The organism is Limibacillus halophilus (assembly GCF_014191775.1).
GTDB classification, from domain to species: domain Bacteria; phylum Pseudomonadota; class Alphaproteobacteria; order Kiloniellales; family CECT-8803; genus Limibacillus; species Limibacillus halophilus.
Map to the genome: position 1 here is coordinate 163,421 of NZ_JACHXA010000006.1, position 15,770 is coordinate 179,190.

The window sequence follows — 15,770 nt, forward strand, 5'->3', positions numbered from 1 at the left end:
CGGTGATTGAAACCACCGTTTTGCAAGAGCAGTCTGGTGGCAAGGGAGTTCTGGCGCTGGTGACGGAACGCAAGCGTGCCGAGGAAACAGTGAAGGACCTGGAAGGTGTGATGCCTCTGGTCTTGGTGGCGCGTTCGTTCCTGTTTTGGGAGAAACTTTGGCCCGCTCTCTGGCCGTCCCTGGCAGTGCTTCTGGTCTTTGTCAGCCTCGCCCTGAGCGACGCGCTCACGCTTTTGCCCGGCATCTTGCACTTATTTATCCTGCTCGCCTTCGCAATGGCTTTGGCCGCCAGTCTGTGGGTTGGATTGCGACGGGTCCGGTTACCCAACACGACGGCAGGACTGCGCCGCTTGGAGAACGATAGCAATCTGCGCCACAGGCCCCTCACCGCTTTGGCCGAAATCCAGGAAAGCGGCACCGCCGACCCGCAGAGCCGCCAGCTATGGGAAGCGCACCGACATAGCGTACAGCAACAGTTCAAGAATCTTCGGCTGAAGGTGCCGAGCCCCGGTTTGCCGGTGCGCGATCCGATAGCCGTGCGCGTGCTGCTGAGTTTGGTGCTTCTGGTTACGCTGGTGCGCGCTGGCGACGACTGGCAGGAGAATCTGATCCGGTCGGTCCAACCGCACCTATCCGGCGCAGTTGCCGCTAATAACATTCAGCTTGATCTCTGGGTCTCGCCCCCCGCCTACACCGGTCAAGCACCCCTGGTGCTGGCAACAGCGAATTCCGACAATACGGCGGATGACGAGCCCGATAGCGCAATCGATCAGCCCGTACAGCACTACGAGGTGCCGCAAAGCAGCAGTTTGCTCGTGCAAATTCAAGGTGGCGAGGGTCCGGCATCGGCGACGATCAACGGACTTTCGACCGCAACCTTCAAGACATTGTCGGGCAACAGCTTGCGGGCGGAAGGCACGATTAGCGGGTCCGGCACCCTTCAGGTCACCCGTGGTGGTGAGACGCTTGGCAGTTGGAATATCACCGTCATCGCTGATGAAGTACCAACAATCGAGTATCTGAGCCCGCCCCAACGCAGCGAACGCGCATCGTTGCAGGTCAAGTACAATGCTGCCGACGATTATGGAGTCGCCTCCGTATCTTTACGGGTCACGCTTTATGATCGGCCCGACCTTGCGCCCGAGTTGGTGGAACTGCTGCGCCCACGACCCGGCATCACCGATATCGACCAAAGCAGTTTTCAGGATTTCACGCCACACCCCTGGGCCGGCCTGCCGGTCGAATTGACCCTGTTGGTCGAAGACGCACTGGGTCAGAAAGGCGAGAGCGATCGGATACTCACGGTGTTGCCGGAGCGTATCTTTCAGCATCCGGTCGCCCGCGCGCTGGTGGAGCAGCGCAAGGCCTTGACGCAAGACCCCGAGAAACGTTTTCCCGTCGCCCGCGTACTGGCGCAGCTTTACCAACGGCCGGAGCACTTTTTCGACGACATCGTGGTCGCCCTGGCCATACACAGCGCGCAGCGGCGCCTGCTTTTCGACAAGAGCGACGAGGCCATCCCCGCCGTGCAGGATTTGCTATGGAAAACAGCGCTTCGTATCGAGGAAGGCGAGCTGTCGCTTGCCGAACGGGATTTGCGGGAGATCATGGAGGCGTTGCAGCGCGCGCTTGCTGAGGGCGCTCCCGATGAAGTCATAAAACGCTTGATGGATCAGTTGCAGGCTGCCCTGGATCGCTACATGGATGAACTGGCACGCCAAGCCATCAAGGACCTGAACGAAGGCAATTTTCCGCAAGCCAATATCGATGACAACAGCCAGACAATGGGCCGCGAGGATTTGCAACAGTTGCTCGACGCAGCCCGTCAGATGACCGAAGCCGGCGCCAACGAGAGCGCCCGCGAACTTCTCGCCCAGTTGCAGCAGATGCTCGAAAACATGCGCGCCGCCACGAGCGGCTCGCAGGAAGCCCGTGAGCGCCGGGAAGCTATGGAAACCATGGAGCGCATGAACGGCATGTTGGGCCGTCAGCGCGAACTGTTGGACCGAAGCTTCGAGCGCTCGCAACGGGGCGAAAGCAATCAGGGGCAGCCACAGGGAGAAGGCGAGGACGGACGCGACCAAAATCGTGGCGAAAACCAGCGCGATGCGTTTAGCCAACAACGCTTGCGCGACGAACTCGGCCAGATGATGGAGCAACTTCGGGGCATGTTCGGCGGCGATGTTCCGCAATCCCTGGGTGAAGCACAAAATGAAATGCGGAGCGCCGAAGAGGCACTGCGCGGTGATCAACCCGGTCATGCCGTCGAACCACAGCGGCGCGCCTTACAGGGGCTTCAGCAGGGCGCGCAAAGCCTTGTTGATCGCTTCATGCAGCAACTTGGCCAAGGCCAGGGGGGCAGCGCCGGAACCTTCGGCGAAGGCCCTGGCACTAGACGCGACCCGTTGGGCCGCAACCCGGAGGGGCAAGGCATGGGGCGTGTGGAGGGTGTCGAGGTTCCCGGTGTCTCCGAGCGGGAGCGCGCGCTAGGCATCAAACGGGAGTTGCAACGCCGCGCCGGTGAACGTGATCGACCACGGTTTGAACTGGACTATCTGGAAAGACTGCTCCGCCCCTTCTGAGAATGGGGATGACAAGGCCGAAGGCGCTACTCTGGTTCGATGAAACGGATCGCAGCCTCGGTCTGAACCGAAGGCGCATCGCGAAGCGTACTGGAGAAAAACACCTTTTCACCCGCTAGCAGACTGGGGCGCGGAAGCGGCGTCACCCAACGCTCCAGCTCCTCACCGGCCTGGTCGATCAGACGAATTTGCAAAGCGGGCAGCATTTTCTCGGAATTCGTCGGATTCTCAACAGTCCCCTCGACGATCAGTGTTCGCGTACCCTCGTCGAGACGGGACACCGAACGGACCCCTGTCAGCAGCAATCCCTCGCCGGGTACACTGTCAACAAAGCTCAGGGAATCATAAAAGGTCGCCATCCCTGGAAACTGCCGCACCAACGAATCACGGCCCAACCATAGGATCATCGCAATGCTGACGACCACCAACAACGCAGCCAACAGGATGGTGGATACCCTGCCGTTCGTCCCTGGCGAATCGGCATCGCCCGAGGTCTCCTTTAGCTTGCTGCGAAGGCTTTCGACCGGATCGGCTACGGGTTCTTCTTCCAGGTCCGCCTGCTGGGCATGCCACTGGTGGCTACAAAGATGGCAGCGGACTTTCGCACCCGAATCGCTCAATTGCCCACCATCGATCTGGTATCGGGTGGCACAGGAGGGACAGGTGAGAATCATGAATTACCCATTTCTTTTCGGCGCGGCTCGAATTATGGGCCACTTTAGGTAGGCTCCCCAAGACGTGCAAGCCGTCGCAGACCCCTTTGCGAAGAGAGAGAGCCAAGGCTATTGTCCCAGAAGGCGTTTGTCCCGGCGGCGCTTGTCACAACGAACCCGGGGCGAGTGATCTTGAATCGAAAGACCGGAAGCGGTCCAACGGGCGGCAGGAGAAGAAGCTTGATCCAATTCGAGGATGTGGCGGTGCGCTATGGCAGGATGGCAGATGTCCTGTCGGACGTCACCTTTCGCCTTGAGCCGGGATCGTTCCACTACGTCAGCGGACCCAGTGGCGCCGGAAAATCTTCGCTATTGAAACTGATGTATCTGGCCATGCCTCCGACGCGCGGACGCATCAGCCTGTTCGGCCGCGATGTGGAGAGTCTGGACCGAAACGAGCGCGCCCTGCTCAGACGCATGGTCGGCGTGGTTTTCCAGGAATTCCGGCTGCTCAATCACCTGACGGTTTTCGAGAATGTCGCCCTGCCGATGAAAATTTCCGGCGAACGCCCGTCGCGGCGCCAGGCCCATGTCAAGGAACTGTTGGAATGGGTTGGCCTTGGCAGTCATCTTCATGCCGCCCCCTTGACGCTTTCAGGCGGTCAGCAACAACGTGTCGCCATCGCCCGGGCGGTCATCACGCGGCCAAAACTTCTGATCGCCGATGAACCGACAGGCAACATGGATGATCGAATGGCTGTCAGACTCATGTACCTATTCGAGGAGTTGAACCGGATCGGCACTACGGTGGTGATCGCCACTCACAACGATCGTTTGATCGAGCGCTTTGCGCACCCGGTCATACATTTGAATGAAGGCCGACTGTCGATCCTGGAGCCAGGTGAGCAGGTGCTCGCATGATCTGGCGCAGCGACGTACCGCTACAAAGAGACCCTTCGGCGAGATTTCTTCCGCTGCTCGTTGGCTTCATGGTGTTCCTTGCTGCCCTGGCGCTGGGCGCCTCGCTGGCGATGAACCGTGTCGTGGGCGAGTGGGAAACCGCCTTCACAGGGAAACTAACTGTGCAGTTGCCGCCCCCGGAGGAAAGTGGCGGAGACCAGAAGCAACGGCTCGACAAGGTCGTGGCGCTGTTGGAGGCGGTACCAGAAGTCACCGACCTTCGCGTTCTGCCGGAGGCGGAAACCCGCGCGCTCGTCGAGCCCTGGCTTGGCGCTGGCGCAAACGTCGAGGAATTGCCAATTCCAGATCTCATCGCGGTCTCATTTGACAGCGGGAGTAGTCCCGATGTCACTGGCCTTGCTATTCGCATTGAAGAAGCGGTGCCGGGGGCAACTCTGGACAATCATCAGCAGTGGTTGTCTGACGTACTGGAGAGTATGCGCTTGTTGGAGATTGTAGCCCTATTGGTGGTTATCGTGGTCGGCATCGCGGCAGTGCTGGCGGTAATCTTCGTGACCCGAACCGGCCTCGCAATCCACCGTGATGTGATCCAATTACTACACTTGATTGGCGCCAAGGACAGTTATGTGGCGCAGCAATTTCAGCGACACGCGCTCGTATTGGGATTGAAGGGCGGTATCATCGGACTGCTTCTGGCGCTGCCTGCTATTTTCCTGATCGGAAAGTTCCTCGGCAGCAGTCAAACCGCGATCCTACCGACTGTCGATTTCGGTTGGTTCGAGTGGACCGCCCTTGTCAGTCTGCCGTTCCTCGCTGCCTTAATAGCCAATCTGACGGCTCGCCGCACCGTCATGCGAACTTTATCCCGACTATCTTGACCGGGCGTTGCTATGCGAATGCACTTCAGACCCACCCGCCATCGATTGGCAAAACGCCTGGGCTTGCTGCTTTTTCCCTTATTAGCCGCCTGGATAGCCGGACTTATATGGTTTGCCGCGCAAATTCCCGACAATGAGGAAACTTCGACGACTGCGAATGATGCCATCGTCGTTCTGACAGGCGGGAGCGAGCGACTGGGCGAAGGCGTTCGGCTGTTGGCCGAAGGGCAGGGCAAGAAGCTCTTCGTTTCCGGGGTTTATCGAGGAGTCGACGTGCGTGCCTTGCTACGGTTGTCACAAGATGCCCCGGAAGAGCTGGCGTGCTGTATCACCCTCGGTTACGAAGCGGATGATACGCGCGGAAATGCCCGGGAGACGGCTGCCTGGATCGCAGAAGAAGGGTATAGCTCCCTCCGCCTCGTCACGGCTGCCTACCACATGCCGCGAAGCCTATTATTGTTCCGCCGTGCCATGCCCGATGTTGCCATCCTGCCGCACCCTGTTTTTCCTGAAGGTTTTCGCAGGGAGGACTGGTGGTTACGTCCGCGCAGCGCCTGGCTGCTGATCAATGAATACAGCAAGTTTCTCGTCGCCTTGGCAGTTAATCACATTCGGGATATTTAAGGGATGCGTTACCTAGGCTCCATAGCGTTCAATATCCTCTTTATCGTCTGGACCTTGCTGATTTTCATTATCGGGCTGCCGGTGCTCTTGCTCCCTACCCGCTATGTTTTTGCGTGGGGGTGCCTCTGGGCCTGGGTGACGTTGCAGTTGCTGCGCTTCATAGGCGGAGTCGACAGCCGTTTCATCGGTATGGAGAAACTGCCGGAGGGACCCTTCATCCTGGCCAGCAAGCACCAATCGACCTGGGATTCTTTGGTGCTGCCGCGCCTTGCGCCAAACTCCGCTTACGTGCTCAAGCGCGAGCTGACAGAGATTCCATTATTCGGTGCCTACGTGAAACGGGCAGGCATGATCCCGGTGGACCGGGAAGCCGGCGCACCGGCTATTCGCTCCATGCTGCAGCAGGCCAAGGCCGCCGTTGCCCAAGGCAAGATTATAGGCATCTATCCTCAGGGAACGCGCACGGCGCCGGGAACGAAGCTACCCTATCATCCGGGCGTCGCCGCGCTTTACACACACTTGAAACTACCGGTGGTCCCTGTCGCCCTGAACTCGGGCCTTTTCTGGGCGCGCCGCGCCTGGTTCCTGCGGCCCGGCACGATCACGCTGGAGGTTCTCGACGTCATTGAGCCTGGCCTCGATCGCAAGACCTTTCTGTTGGAGCTGGAACGCCGCATTGAAGAAGCCAGCGATCGCCTCGCCCGCGAGAGCGAACAATAAGGGAACATTTCTTGACCGACGACCCTTCGCCGCCTACTCTTTAGGCTAGGAGAGGCAGCCCAAAGCTGCCTGCTGACCATGACCAAACAGGTAAAGACGGACACGCGCGATCTGCCCCCCATCTCTCAGGACATCTGGGAGATGAAGTATCGATTGCGAGCCCTTTCCGGCGACGCGCTGGACGAGACACTTGACGATTCCTTCCGCCGCGTCGCCAAAGCCTTGGCGGCTGCCGAGGAAAAGCCGGACGACTGGGAGTCTCCCTTCTTCGAGGCCATGCGCGACCTGCGGTTCCTTCCTGCCGGACGCATTCTTGCAGGGGCTGGAAGCGACCGTGACGTCACGTTGTTCAACTGCTTCGTCATGGGGCAGATTCCCGACAGCATGGATGGCATTTTCAGCCAACTCCGGGAAGCGGCCCTAACGCTGCAAATGGGTGGTGGGATCGGCTACGATTTCTCGACCCTGCGCCCACGTGGCGCGGCTGTCATGGGCGTTGGCGCCGATGCGTCCGGCCCGCTCAGCTTCATGGATGTTTGGGATTCCATGTGCCGCACGATCATGAGCGCGGGTTATCGCCGGGGCGCGATGATGGGGACGCTGCGCTGCGATCACCCGGACATCGAAGATTTCATTGCCGCCAAACAGGATCCCGGCAGGTTGCGTATGTTCAACCTATCCGTCCTGGTGACGGATGCCTTCATGCAGGCCCTTCGCGAAGACAAAGATTGGGATCTGACCTTCAACGGCAAGGTGACACGCAGCCTGCGCGCGCGCGACCTCTGGGATAGGATGATGCGCGCGACCTATGACTATGCGGAACCCGGCGTGATATTCATCGACCGGATCAATCAGCAAAACAATCTCGCCTATGCCGAAGAGATTTTCGCGACGAATCCCTGTGGCGAGCAGCCTTTACCGCCCTACGGGGCCTGCCTGCTTGGGTCGGTGAATTTGGCGCGGATGATTGACAACCCCTTCAAGAAGACCGCGACGCTGAACATCGAGGCCTTGAAGAATACCATTGGAACCGCCGTGCGGATGCTTGACAACGCAATCGATGCGTCCCGCTTTCCGCTTCCGGCACAGCGCGACGAGGCCATGGCCAAACGGCGCATCGGCCTTGGCATAACCGGCCTGGCGGATGCCCTGATTTTCTGTGGCCAGCGCTATGGGAGTCGAGAGGCGGTTGCCACCGTCGAGCAATGGATGCGGGCATTCCGCGACGCCGCTTACGAGACCTCCATAGAACTCGCCAGGGAAAAGGGCGCGTTCCCGCTCTTCGAGAAGGAACCCTACCTGAACAGCCCGCAGGTCAAGGACTTACCCGAGACGCTCCGCCAAGCGATTGGCGAGCATGGTATCCGTAATGGTCTTGTTACCTCGGTCGCGCCGACAGGTACCATTTCCCTTCTTGCCGGCAATGTATCCTCAGGCCTGGAACCGGTGTACGCCTTCAGTTACCGCCGTAACATTCTGCTGCCGGACGGTAGCAGCCGCCAAGAAATCGTCGAAGATCATGCCATGCGCCGGTTCCGCAAGATGTTCGGTGACACGGCAGAAGTTCCCGAAAGCTTTGTCGACGCCCAACATCTGGAGCCCGGGGCTCATTTGGTCATGCAGGCAACGGTGCAGCGTTTCATTGATTCTTCGGTTTCCAAGACCATCAATCTGCCCGAGCAAATTTCATTCGATGGCTTCAAGGATGTGTACCTGCGCGCCTATGAAATGGGTTGCAAGGGATGCACGACCTACCGCCCCAACCCGACGACCGGCGCGGTACTGGAGCCCATGGCGGCGGTTGAGCAAGGTGACCCTGCGCCTGCCGCCGGGTCAATCGAGGCCGATGGCCAGGTCGTCTACATGTCCCAACCCCTGGACCGGCCGCAGGCCCTGCCGGGGCGCACCTACAAACTGCAGTGGCCCGAAAGCGATCACGCCATATACATAACACTCAACGATATCGTGCAGGATCAGCGTCGTCGGCCTTTCGAAATCTTCATCAATTCCAAGAACATGGAGCATTACGCCTGGACCGTTGCTTTGACCCGCATGATCAGCGCCGTTTTCCGGCGTGGCGGCGACGTGTCCTTCGTCGTGGAAGAGTTGAAGGCCGTGTTCGATCCGCGCGGCGGCGCCTGGGTGAAGGGCCGCTACCTACCGTCGCTATTGGCGGCCATTGGCGAGGTAATCGAGCGGCATATGCTGGATATCGGTTTTCTTGCTCGGCCCGAGACCTTGGTTGAGCCGCAGCAGGAAACAGCGCGCGAAGGCGCTAAGAGCGACCCTCCCTACTCCATTTCTTCGCACAGCAACCACCAACCCGGCCAACGTGGTCCGGCACAGTGTCCCCGCTGTGGCGCAGCGGCTGTTATCAAACAGGAAGGTTGCGATCTCTGTACGGCTTGCGGTCATTCGCGCTGCTTCTAAGCCGTGTCAGCGAAACTTGGTCGTTTCAACCAACTGCAAGAGCCTGTGCAGGCTTCGGTCATGCATGCCCAAAGCTTCCAGATGGCGGACGGTGTTGCGCAGATACTCCTGACATGCGCCTCGTTTGCCGGCACCTTGGCAAATCAAGGCGGCCGTTTCGCTGTCCGAAAGAGCGCCGGCATACTGCTTGTGATGTCGATCGACCACAAAACCAAGCGCCGTCACCGAACGGCCCCTGTCATCCTTCAGACCAAGCCAACGCGGGATATAGACCCCTGTCATCATCTCGCGCTCATAGAGATAAGCCATCACTTCGGCGCCTTCGGCGCGGGGGACACGGTAGGCCAGTCCCCAGCAGGACCCACCGCGATCAAGGCCTAGCACAAGTCCAGGCCGCTCCGGAGTACCGCGATAATTATAGGAATAAACGCAAAAACATCGGCGAAAGCCATGCAATCGGGTCGCACGCACTTCAAGATGCGGGAAGCCCGGGTCCCACATCAAGGAGCCATACCCGAAAACCCAATAGTCATCCCGAGGAATATCCATGGCCGGGCGTTTTAGGCCCTCTTGGGCCAAACGCCGTTCTAAAGTGGCAATTCGTTGGGATGCGGTTTCGGTCATGATTTTCGACATGATACTCAAAGAGATTGGGACGACAAGCGCCAGCCCAATGTTTACTATGGACTGATGGATTTTTCCCGACCAAAGAGAGTCCCCAAAAAGAGAGGATCCATGTCGCGTCGCCTGCTTGTTTCGCTCGTTCTTTTGGTTGTCGCGTCAAGCTCGTTATCCGGCCTTTGGTATTGGGGCACAGGGATCATGCTCTCCCGGATGAACGAATGGGCCGAAGCCCGAAGAGCGGAGGGAATTGCCGTTTCCTGGCAGAAGGCCGAGCGCGACGGCTTTCCTCTATCCATTGCGGGTCGAATAACCGCACCGGCGGTAGACCATCCCTTAGGGTGGCGTTGGTCCGGCGCGGCCTTGCGCCTGGAGACGACCTTGGCGCGGCTTGACCGCTATGCCCTGCAAGCGCTGGGCGAACAAACGCTATCCTGGCCGGGCCTAACCGAAAATCAGACGCCAGCCAGCCTAGTCGCCGCCGAAGCGCGCGGTGAAGCAAGTTTCGATTTCGACGGCCAAGCGGAATGGCTGGAAGTCACCTTGAAGGATTGGAGGGCGCGAGGGCCCTTCAAAGGCGAGGAAATCTCGGGCGACGGCGGCGATATCCGGCTGGAGCGGGCAAAGAGCGACCTGGGATATCCGGAGGGCGCTCTGGGCCGGACCGAGGTTCGGGTTCGCCGCCTCGTCCTGCCGCCCGAGTTCGAAGCCCCTTTGGGAAACGAGGTGGCTTTGCTCGACTTACAGGCGGTGTTGACAGGTAGCGCAGGCGACCTCAATGCGACCCCAAGGGAAATTCTCGCTGAATGGCGCGATACCGGCGGGACATTGGATGTCATGCATTTGGCGCTCGATTGGGGGCCCCTCAGCGTCAAGGGCGACGGCAGAGTGACGCTGGATGATGCGTTTCGTCCGCTTGGCGCTTTCTCGCTGAAAGTAAAGGGGCTCGGCAAGACGCTCGACCTCCTGGCGCGCAAGGGCCTCATAGAAGGAAGCGCTGCTTTTGCGTTGCAGGCCGGGAGCTTAGCGCTTGGAAAGGTAGATCCCGAAGACGGGCGGGCGGAAATTCAGCTCCCCTTGACGCTCCAAGACGGCTGGCTGTCTCTCGGCCCTCTGCCTATTCTGAAGCTCAAGCCGCTGCCGTTGCCATAGTAAACCCGACCGACTGATCTCAGTCCTCGGACTCCTCTGGCGTCTTACGCTCGCGCGTGTCGAAAGTGCCGGCCTGTCCCAACTCAACGACGCCGCGTCGAATTTCGCGCGTCCGGGTAAAAAGAGTTTCCAATACATCACCTTCACCCCAGCGGATCGCCCGTTGCAACGCTGTCAGGTCCTCGGTAAAGCGCTGAAGAATTTCAAGCACCGCTTCACGATTATTGAGGAAAATATCGCGCCACATTATCGGATCCGAGGCGGCAATACGGGTAAAATCGCGAAAACCACTGGCCGAGTAGCGAATGACTTCCTGGCGGGTTGCTTCCTCAAGGTCCTGGGCCGTTGCGACAATCGTGTAAGCGATCAAGTGAGGCAGATGCGAGGTGATGCCCAGCACCTTGTCGTGGTGCGCGGCATCCATGATCTGTACGGTGGAGCCGCAAGCCTCCCACAAGGCCTGAACCTTCTTTACCGCCGCGTCATCGGTGCCCGGCGGTGGCGTCAGAATGCAGTAGCGATCCTCGAAAAGCTCGCCAAAGGCCGCGGCGGGCCCGGAATGCTCCGTGCCGGCGATTGGGTGGCCGGGCACAAAATGCACGCCTTCGGGAACGAAGGGGCCGAGATCACGGATCACCGCATTCTTGACCGATCCCACATCCGTGACGATCGCACCTTTCTTGAAGGCGCCCGAAATCGCCTCTCCCAAGGCGGCATAACTACCGACTGGCGTAGAAAAGATGATCAGATCGCTGCCTCGCACCGCTTCGGCTGCATCGCCCGTGACGGTATCTGCAAGACCCAGCTTCTTGATTTGCTCGCGTGTTTCCTGACGGCGCGCAACACCGACGATCTCCCGCGCCAGGGACTTTTCGCGCAGGTTGATCGCCAGCGAGCCGCCGATCAATCCGACGCCCAGCAAGCAGACCCGCCCAAATAAAGGCGTCGCAGAGGTCATGTCAAAAACTCCGCGATTGCATCACGGGTAATTTCCATTTCTTCCCGCGAACCAACCGTGACACGCACGCACGCTGGCAAACCATAAGACGCCATGCCGCGCAGGAGCACACCACGATTCTTGAGCGCTTCAATCGCCTCGCCGGCTGTCTTGCCAGACGTTTCCGGAAACTCGACCAGAAGAAAGTTCCCCTGGCTGGGGTAAACGGTCAAACCCAAGGTCGAGAAGGCATCGGTCGCCCATGCGCGCACCTCGTTGTTGCTGCGTCGCGACTCCTCGACGAACGCCTGGTCTTCAAGCGCCGCGATCCCAGCCGCCTGCGCAGCCTGCGACACATTGAAGGGACCCCGCAAACGGTGCAATACATCAGCAACGGCAGGCGGGCAGTAGGCCCAGCCGAGCCGCAAAGCCGCCAAACCATAGATCTTCGAGAAGGTCCGGGTCATCACAACGTTCTCGTGCCGCTCGACCAAGCGCGCGCCGCTCTCGTAAGCCTCGGCATCAACGTACTCTGCATAGGCGGCATCGATAACCAACAGGCATTCCGACGGCAAGCCTGCATGCAAACGCTCAATCTCGGCGGATTCCAAATAGCTGCCGGTCGGATTGTTCGGATTGGCCAGGAAGAGGATACGGGTTCGCGGCGTCACTGCCTCCAATAGGGCGTCGACATCCGCGCGTAAGTTCTTTTCCGGCGCCTGCACCGGACGGGCGCCCGCGGTCCGTGCCGCAATATCGTACATCAAGAACCCATGACGGCTGTAAAGCACTTCGTCGCCCTCGCCCGCGTAAGCGCGCACCAGCAGCGCGATCAACTCATCGGAGCCCGCGCCACAAACGATTTGCGATTCATTGAGACCATGCACCTTTGCCAGGGTTCGGCGCAAAGCGACCGCGCCACCGTCCGGATAGCGATGCAATTCGTCGGCCAATCCAAGATAGGCCTCACGCGCCTTGGGGCTGCATCCCAAGGGATTTTCGTTCGATGCCAAGCGGACAATGCGATTCACGCCCGCCGCATTGGACTCTCCTCCAACATAGGCCTGTACTTCCAAAATTCCCGAACGTGGTGACGGCGCCATTACTTTTGCTTTCCTTTACCGGCAGGTTTCTTCTCAATTGCATTAGCCGTCAGCGGTACCGCCGCAGCCCCCAGGAACCAACACTGACCGATCCGGGAGTCCTCAAGTGCATTCAGGGCGTCAAATGCCTTATCCGCCTCAGTAACAAAACCCTCGACCTCTAGCAGGGACAGGGTGCTACCACCGCTTTCAAGATAGGAACGCAACGAAAGCACCTCGAGACCGGCCTTTTGCAACAAATCGCGAAGCCCGCTGCGCGATATCTGCTCATGGGTTTCAACAACCAGGAAGCTCGTATCCTCGCCACTGGCCTCTGGCTTAACACGTGAAATAGCAAGGGCTTCGACCTTGTCTTCGCCGCTGGCCATGCTGCCAAACGGCAGACGGGCGATGATCTTGGGCACGTCGCTTCCGCTGCGTGCCAAGGCTTGCCACCAGGAATCCTGCTCTTCGAGTTGAGGAAAGGGGAGAACGCCAATCACATGCGGACTTTCGGAAACGTGCTGAAGCACCTGCGCCGCCGAGCCACAGGGGATAAGCCCCGCCAGAGTTCCGTAATGGTCGCGGGTGATAGAGCGCAAAATGGGCCCGACATCACCACAAAAATAGGCCACGTCGAAGTGGCCCTGAATCAAGCTGCTCGAAGAAATGATCTCTCGCCAGATTCGAAGCATGCCGCGCAACGGGAAAGAGCCGCTGTGACGTTCGACGATACGGCGGAGCACCTGTGCCTCACGGCCAGGCCGCGTTACCGGCCCCTTACCCTTGTGCCCAGCAATCCGTTCCACGATTGAAGCACGCTCCATCAGCAGTTTCTGCAGACGTGCATCCACATCGTCGACCTGCTGCCGAAGGTCATCCAAGTTATCTTTTTCGTCCGCCATTCCTAGACTGCCTCTTGATCGCCAAGCCGCGAGGCGAATTGATAGTCTCTGATACAAGCAAAATCAAAGGGGCAATATGCGAAAAACCGCCGCTCCGCCCCCAGACTCGACTTTTCGACTAAGATCAGTAACTGACGAGCACCCGGTACACCAGAACAGATTCACCCTTTGGCGGGACCTGCAGGTTCCAAAGCAGGCGCGTCGCGGAAACGGCTTCATGAGCCTGGGTCTCTTTCAAAACGCGCGTGTTCGGCGGGTAATCGCCAACCAACTCGACCTGAACCGCTTCGTTCTTGGCATTCTTCACCGTGACGGTTTGTTCGGTTTCGAAGGAGCGGTTCGACACCTGCTTGTAGTCGTTCGTTACAGCTTCGGCCGTGATATCGAAGGCTGCCCCCAGCGTCAGGGTAGCCTCGCCGTTCTCGGCCAGATGATCCTGGCGGGATTCCCCCAACAGCAAGGCGCCGCCTTCAGGCGATTCTCCGTAGACACGCCAGACACCCGCAGGAAGTGGGCGACCAAGCCCCTCCGATCTTTCGTTTTTCAACAGCATATCAACTGAAGCGTTGACCGGCCCCAACTTATCTCCCTGCGTTGTTTGCGCGCGCAGCAAGTTCTCAATGCGATAACGCTTGGTGACGGCAACCGAGTTCGCCTCTAGGAAGACGACTTGCTTTACCGTTCCGGCCGGAAGGCTGACGCGCGATGGCAGCACGTAACGGTGATATTCGCCCGCAGTTTCCTGCTGCGGCATGGCGGCGCGCATGCCAGCACTCGCATCGCCTGACATCATCTCGAACTGTGCTTTGACAGGCATTGCCGGCTGCGGCCGCACACGGGAAATATCACCCGCCACCAGGCTCACATGGGCATGCTCATAGCTTTCATCGGTATCATTCCGGAGCGTTGCCTTGGCGACAATGGCAAGGTGTTCCTCGTTGTTGTCCAATTTGGCGACATAGTCGGCAGTCCATGAGAAACCCTGCGCAAGGTAACCAATCACCGCATCCCCTGCCCCGGCATTCTGTGTATCGAGCCGCACCTCCAAAAGGTCGTTGGCATCCAGGGCGTCCGGGACACCCGGCAAAAGCACCCTATCGGCCGCTACGATGCGGACTTCCTCACCTATGCGCACCAGCGCGCCACCATCAACCGACAGCAACTCTCCCTCGACAATTCGAATGTCGCTATCGTCCCCTTCGGCTGCGATCTCGACCCGTACGTTCTTGCCCACCGAAGCGCGCAGCAGGGCTGCGGGCGTCAAATTGGCCGGGCGGAAGCTTTGCTCCTGCACGTGAAAGCCCTTTCCTTCGACGAAAAGGCTTTCCGGGATCAGATTTTTACTGATTCCCTCGATCTCAAGGATTGTCTCGCCTTGTTGCAGCGTTACCGCACGCGCATCGGCGAAGAACGCTAGATTGCTGGTGTAGATCGTCACCGATAGATCTCTTTGGGACGATGGCAGCCGCAACGGCTCGGCCTGGCCTGATCCGACGCTAGCCAACAAAATTAGGGCGGCTGCAACGCAAGCTCGCGAATTGACCATGATCTGCACCCCTTACTTCATAGAAAGAAAATCCACTATGCGCAGACTCGATTGTAACCGAACCTAGGCTAAGAACATGGCAGGATAAAGATCAAGAAGAGGCGGCTGGACTGCGCGCGCGCATAGCCGCGGTAAGCGTACCGTCATCCAGATAGTCGAGCTGTCCGCCGACCGGAACGCCATGTGCAAGCCGCGACAGCCTGACATCGCAACCAGCCAGCCTTTCGGCCAGATAATGGGCCGTGGTTTGGCCATCGACCGTAGCGCCCAGGGCAAAGATCACCTCGACCACCTTTGTGTCGGAGGCACGCTCGACAAGGCTTGCAACACGGAGTTCCTCGGGTCCGCGGCCATCAAGCGCCGACAGGGTCCCGCCCAAGACATGGTAGCGCCCCTTGAAAGCGCCGCTACGTTCAAGCGCCCAGAGATCCGCTACTTCTTCCACGACACAGATGAGGCTGTCGTCTCGAACAGGATCGACACAAAGGCTGCAGGGGTCTTGGGAATCGAGGTTGCCGCAACGACCGCAGGACACAACCCGCTCCGCGGTCTGCTGCAACGCCGCGGCCAGTGGCACCAACAGCTGCTCGCGCCGCTCCAACAGCGCCAGCGCCGCCCGGCGCGCGGATCGAGGGCCTAGTCCCGGCAAGCGGGCCAAAAGCTGTATCAGCCTCTCGATTTCACCAGCGCTCACAGCGGTACGAAGCTCCTTCGCCTGA

Annotated in this window: 14 protein-coding genes; 7 read left to right on the forward strand and 7 right to left on the reverse strand. The window is 59.3% G+C overall.

Annotated features, from left to right (window positions below):
- The first annotated feature begins 2 nt into the window (after window positions 1–2).
- Window positions 3–2,582: a TIGR02302 family protein gene (locus FHR98_RS11775; RefSeq protein WP_183416891.1), complete on the forward strand. Its 2,580-nt coding sequence runs from the start codon at window positions 3–5 to the stop codon at window positions 2,580–2,582.
- A 26-nt stretch (window positions 2,583–2,608) separates the two neighbouring features.
- Here FHR98_RS11775 and FHR98_RS11780 read toward each other — a convergent pair whose 3' ends face one another.
- Window positions 2,609–3,256, reverse strand: coding sequence for a zinc-ribbon domain-containing protein (locus tag FHR98_RS11780; protein ID WP_183416892.1), 648 nt, complete (start codon window positions 3,254–3,256; stop codon window positions 2,609–2,611).
- Between the two features lie 219 nt (window positions 3,257–3,475).
- On the opposite strand from FHR98_RS11780, the gene ftsE reads away from it, so the two are divergent.
- From ftsE to FHR98_RS11805, 5 genes are all read left to right on the forward strand, one after another.
- Window positions 3,476–4,156 carry a cell division ATP-binding protein FtsE gene (gene ftsE / locus FHR98_RS11785; protein ID WP_183416893.1) on the forward strand — a complete coding sequence of 227 codons (681 nt, stop codon included), beginning with the start codon at window positions 3,476–3,478 and terminating at the stop codon, window positions 4,154–4,156.
- Entirely contained in the window at window positions 4,153–5,034 is an 882-nt protein-coding gene (locus FHR98_RS11790; RefSeq protein WP_183416894.1) for a cell division protein FtsX, read from the forward strand. Before ftsE ends, FHR98_RS11790 begins: the two co-directional genes overlap by 4 nt.
- An 18-nt stretch (window positions 5,035–5,052) precedes the next feature.
- Entirely contained in the window at window positions 5,053–5,658 is a 606-nt protein-coding gene (locus FHR98_RS11795) for a YdcF family protein (protein WP_183416895.1), read from the forward strand.
- 3 nt (window positions 5,659–5,661) lie between these two features.
- Window positions 5,662–6,378: a lysophospholipid acyltransferase family protein gene (locus tag FHR98_RS11800; protein ID WP_183416896.1), complete on the forward strand. Its 717-nt coding sequence runs from the start codon at window positions 5,662–5,664 to the stop codon at window positions 6,376–6,378.
- A gap of 78 nt (window positions 6,379–6,456) precedes the next feature.
- Entirely contained in the window at window positions 6,457–8,808 is a 2,352-nt protein-coding gene (locus FHR98_RS11805) for an adenosylcobalamin-dependent ribonucleoside-diphosphate reductase (RefSeq protein WP_183416897.1), read from the forward strand.
- Between the two features lie 6 nt (window positions 8,809–8,814).
- Here the strand turns inward: FHR98_RS11805 and FHR98_RS11810 are convergent, their stop codons facing one another.
- Window positions 8,815–9,432, reverse strand: coding sequence for a gamma-glutamylcyclotransferase (locus FHR98_RS11810; protein WP_246377772.1), 618 nt, complete (start codon window positions 9,430–9,432; stop codon window positions 8,815–8,817).
- 111 nt (window positions 9,433–9,543) lie between these two features.
- Between FHR98_RS11810 and FHR98_RS11815 the strand changes: the two genes are divergently transcribed.
- Window positions 9,544–10,581, forward strand: coding sequence for a DUF2125 domain-containing protein (locus FHR98_RS11815; protein WP_183416898.1), 1,038 nt, complete (start codon window positions 9,544–9,546; stop codon window positions 10,579–10,581).
- A gap of 19 nt (window positions 10,582–10,600) precedes the next feature.
- On the opposite strand, the gene FHR98_RS11820 is transcribed toward FHR98_RS11815, so the two are convergent.
- From FHR98_RS11820 to recR, 5 genes are all read right to left on the reverse strand, one after another.
- Window positions 10,601–11,539: a prephenate/arogenate dehydrogenase family protein gene (locus tag FHR98_RS11820; RefSeq protein ID WP_183416899.1), complete on the reverse strand. Its 939-nt coding sequence runs from the start codon at window positions 11,537–11,539 to the stop codon at window positions 10,601–10,603.
- Window positions 11,536–12,621, reverse strand: coding sequence for a histidinol-phosphate transaminase (hisC, locus tag FHR98_RS11825; protein WP_183416900.1), 1,086 nt, complete (start codon window positions 12,619–12,621; stop codon window positions 11,536–11,538). Before hisC ends, FHR98_RS11820 begins: the two co-directional genes overlap by 4 nt.
- On the reverse strand, window positions 12,621–13,505 hold the full coding sequence (locus tag FHR98_RS11830) for a chorismate mutase (RefSeq protein WP_183416901.1): 885 nt from the start codon (window positions 13,503–13,505) through the stop codon (window positions 12,621–12,623). Before FHR98_RS11830 ends, hisC begins: the two co-directional genes overlap by 1 nt.
- A 124-nt stretch (window positions 13,506–13,629) precedes the next feature.
- Entirely contained in the window at window positions 13,630–15,051 is a 1,422-nt protein-coding gene (locus tag FHR98_RS11835; RefSeq protein ID WP_183416902.1) for a DUF4139 domain-containing protein, read from the reverse strand.
- A gap of 91 nt (window positions 15,052–15,142) precedes the next feature.
- Complete coding sequence (recR, locus tag FHR98_RS11840) at window positions 15,143–15,745, reverse strand: recombination mediator RecR (RefSeq protein WP_183416903.1); 603 nt, start codon at window positions 15,743–15,745, stop codon at window positions 15,143–15,145.
- Between the last annotated feature and the right edge of the window lie 25 nt (window positions 15,746–15,770).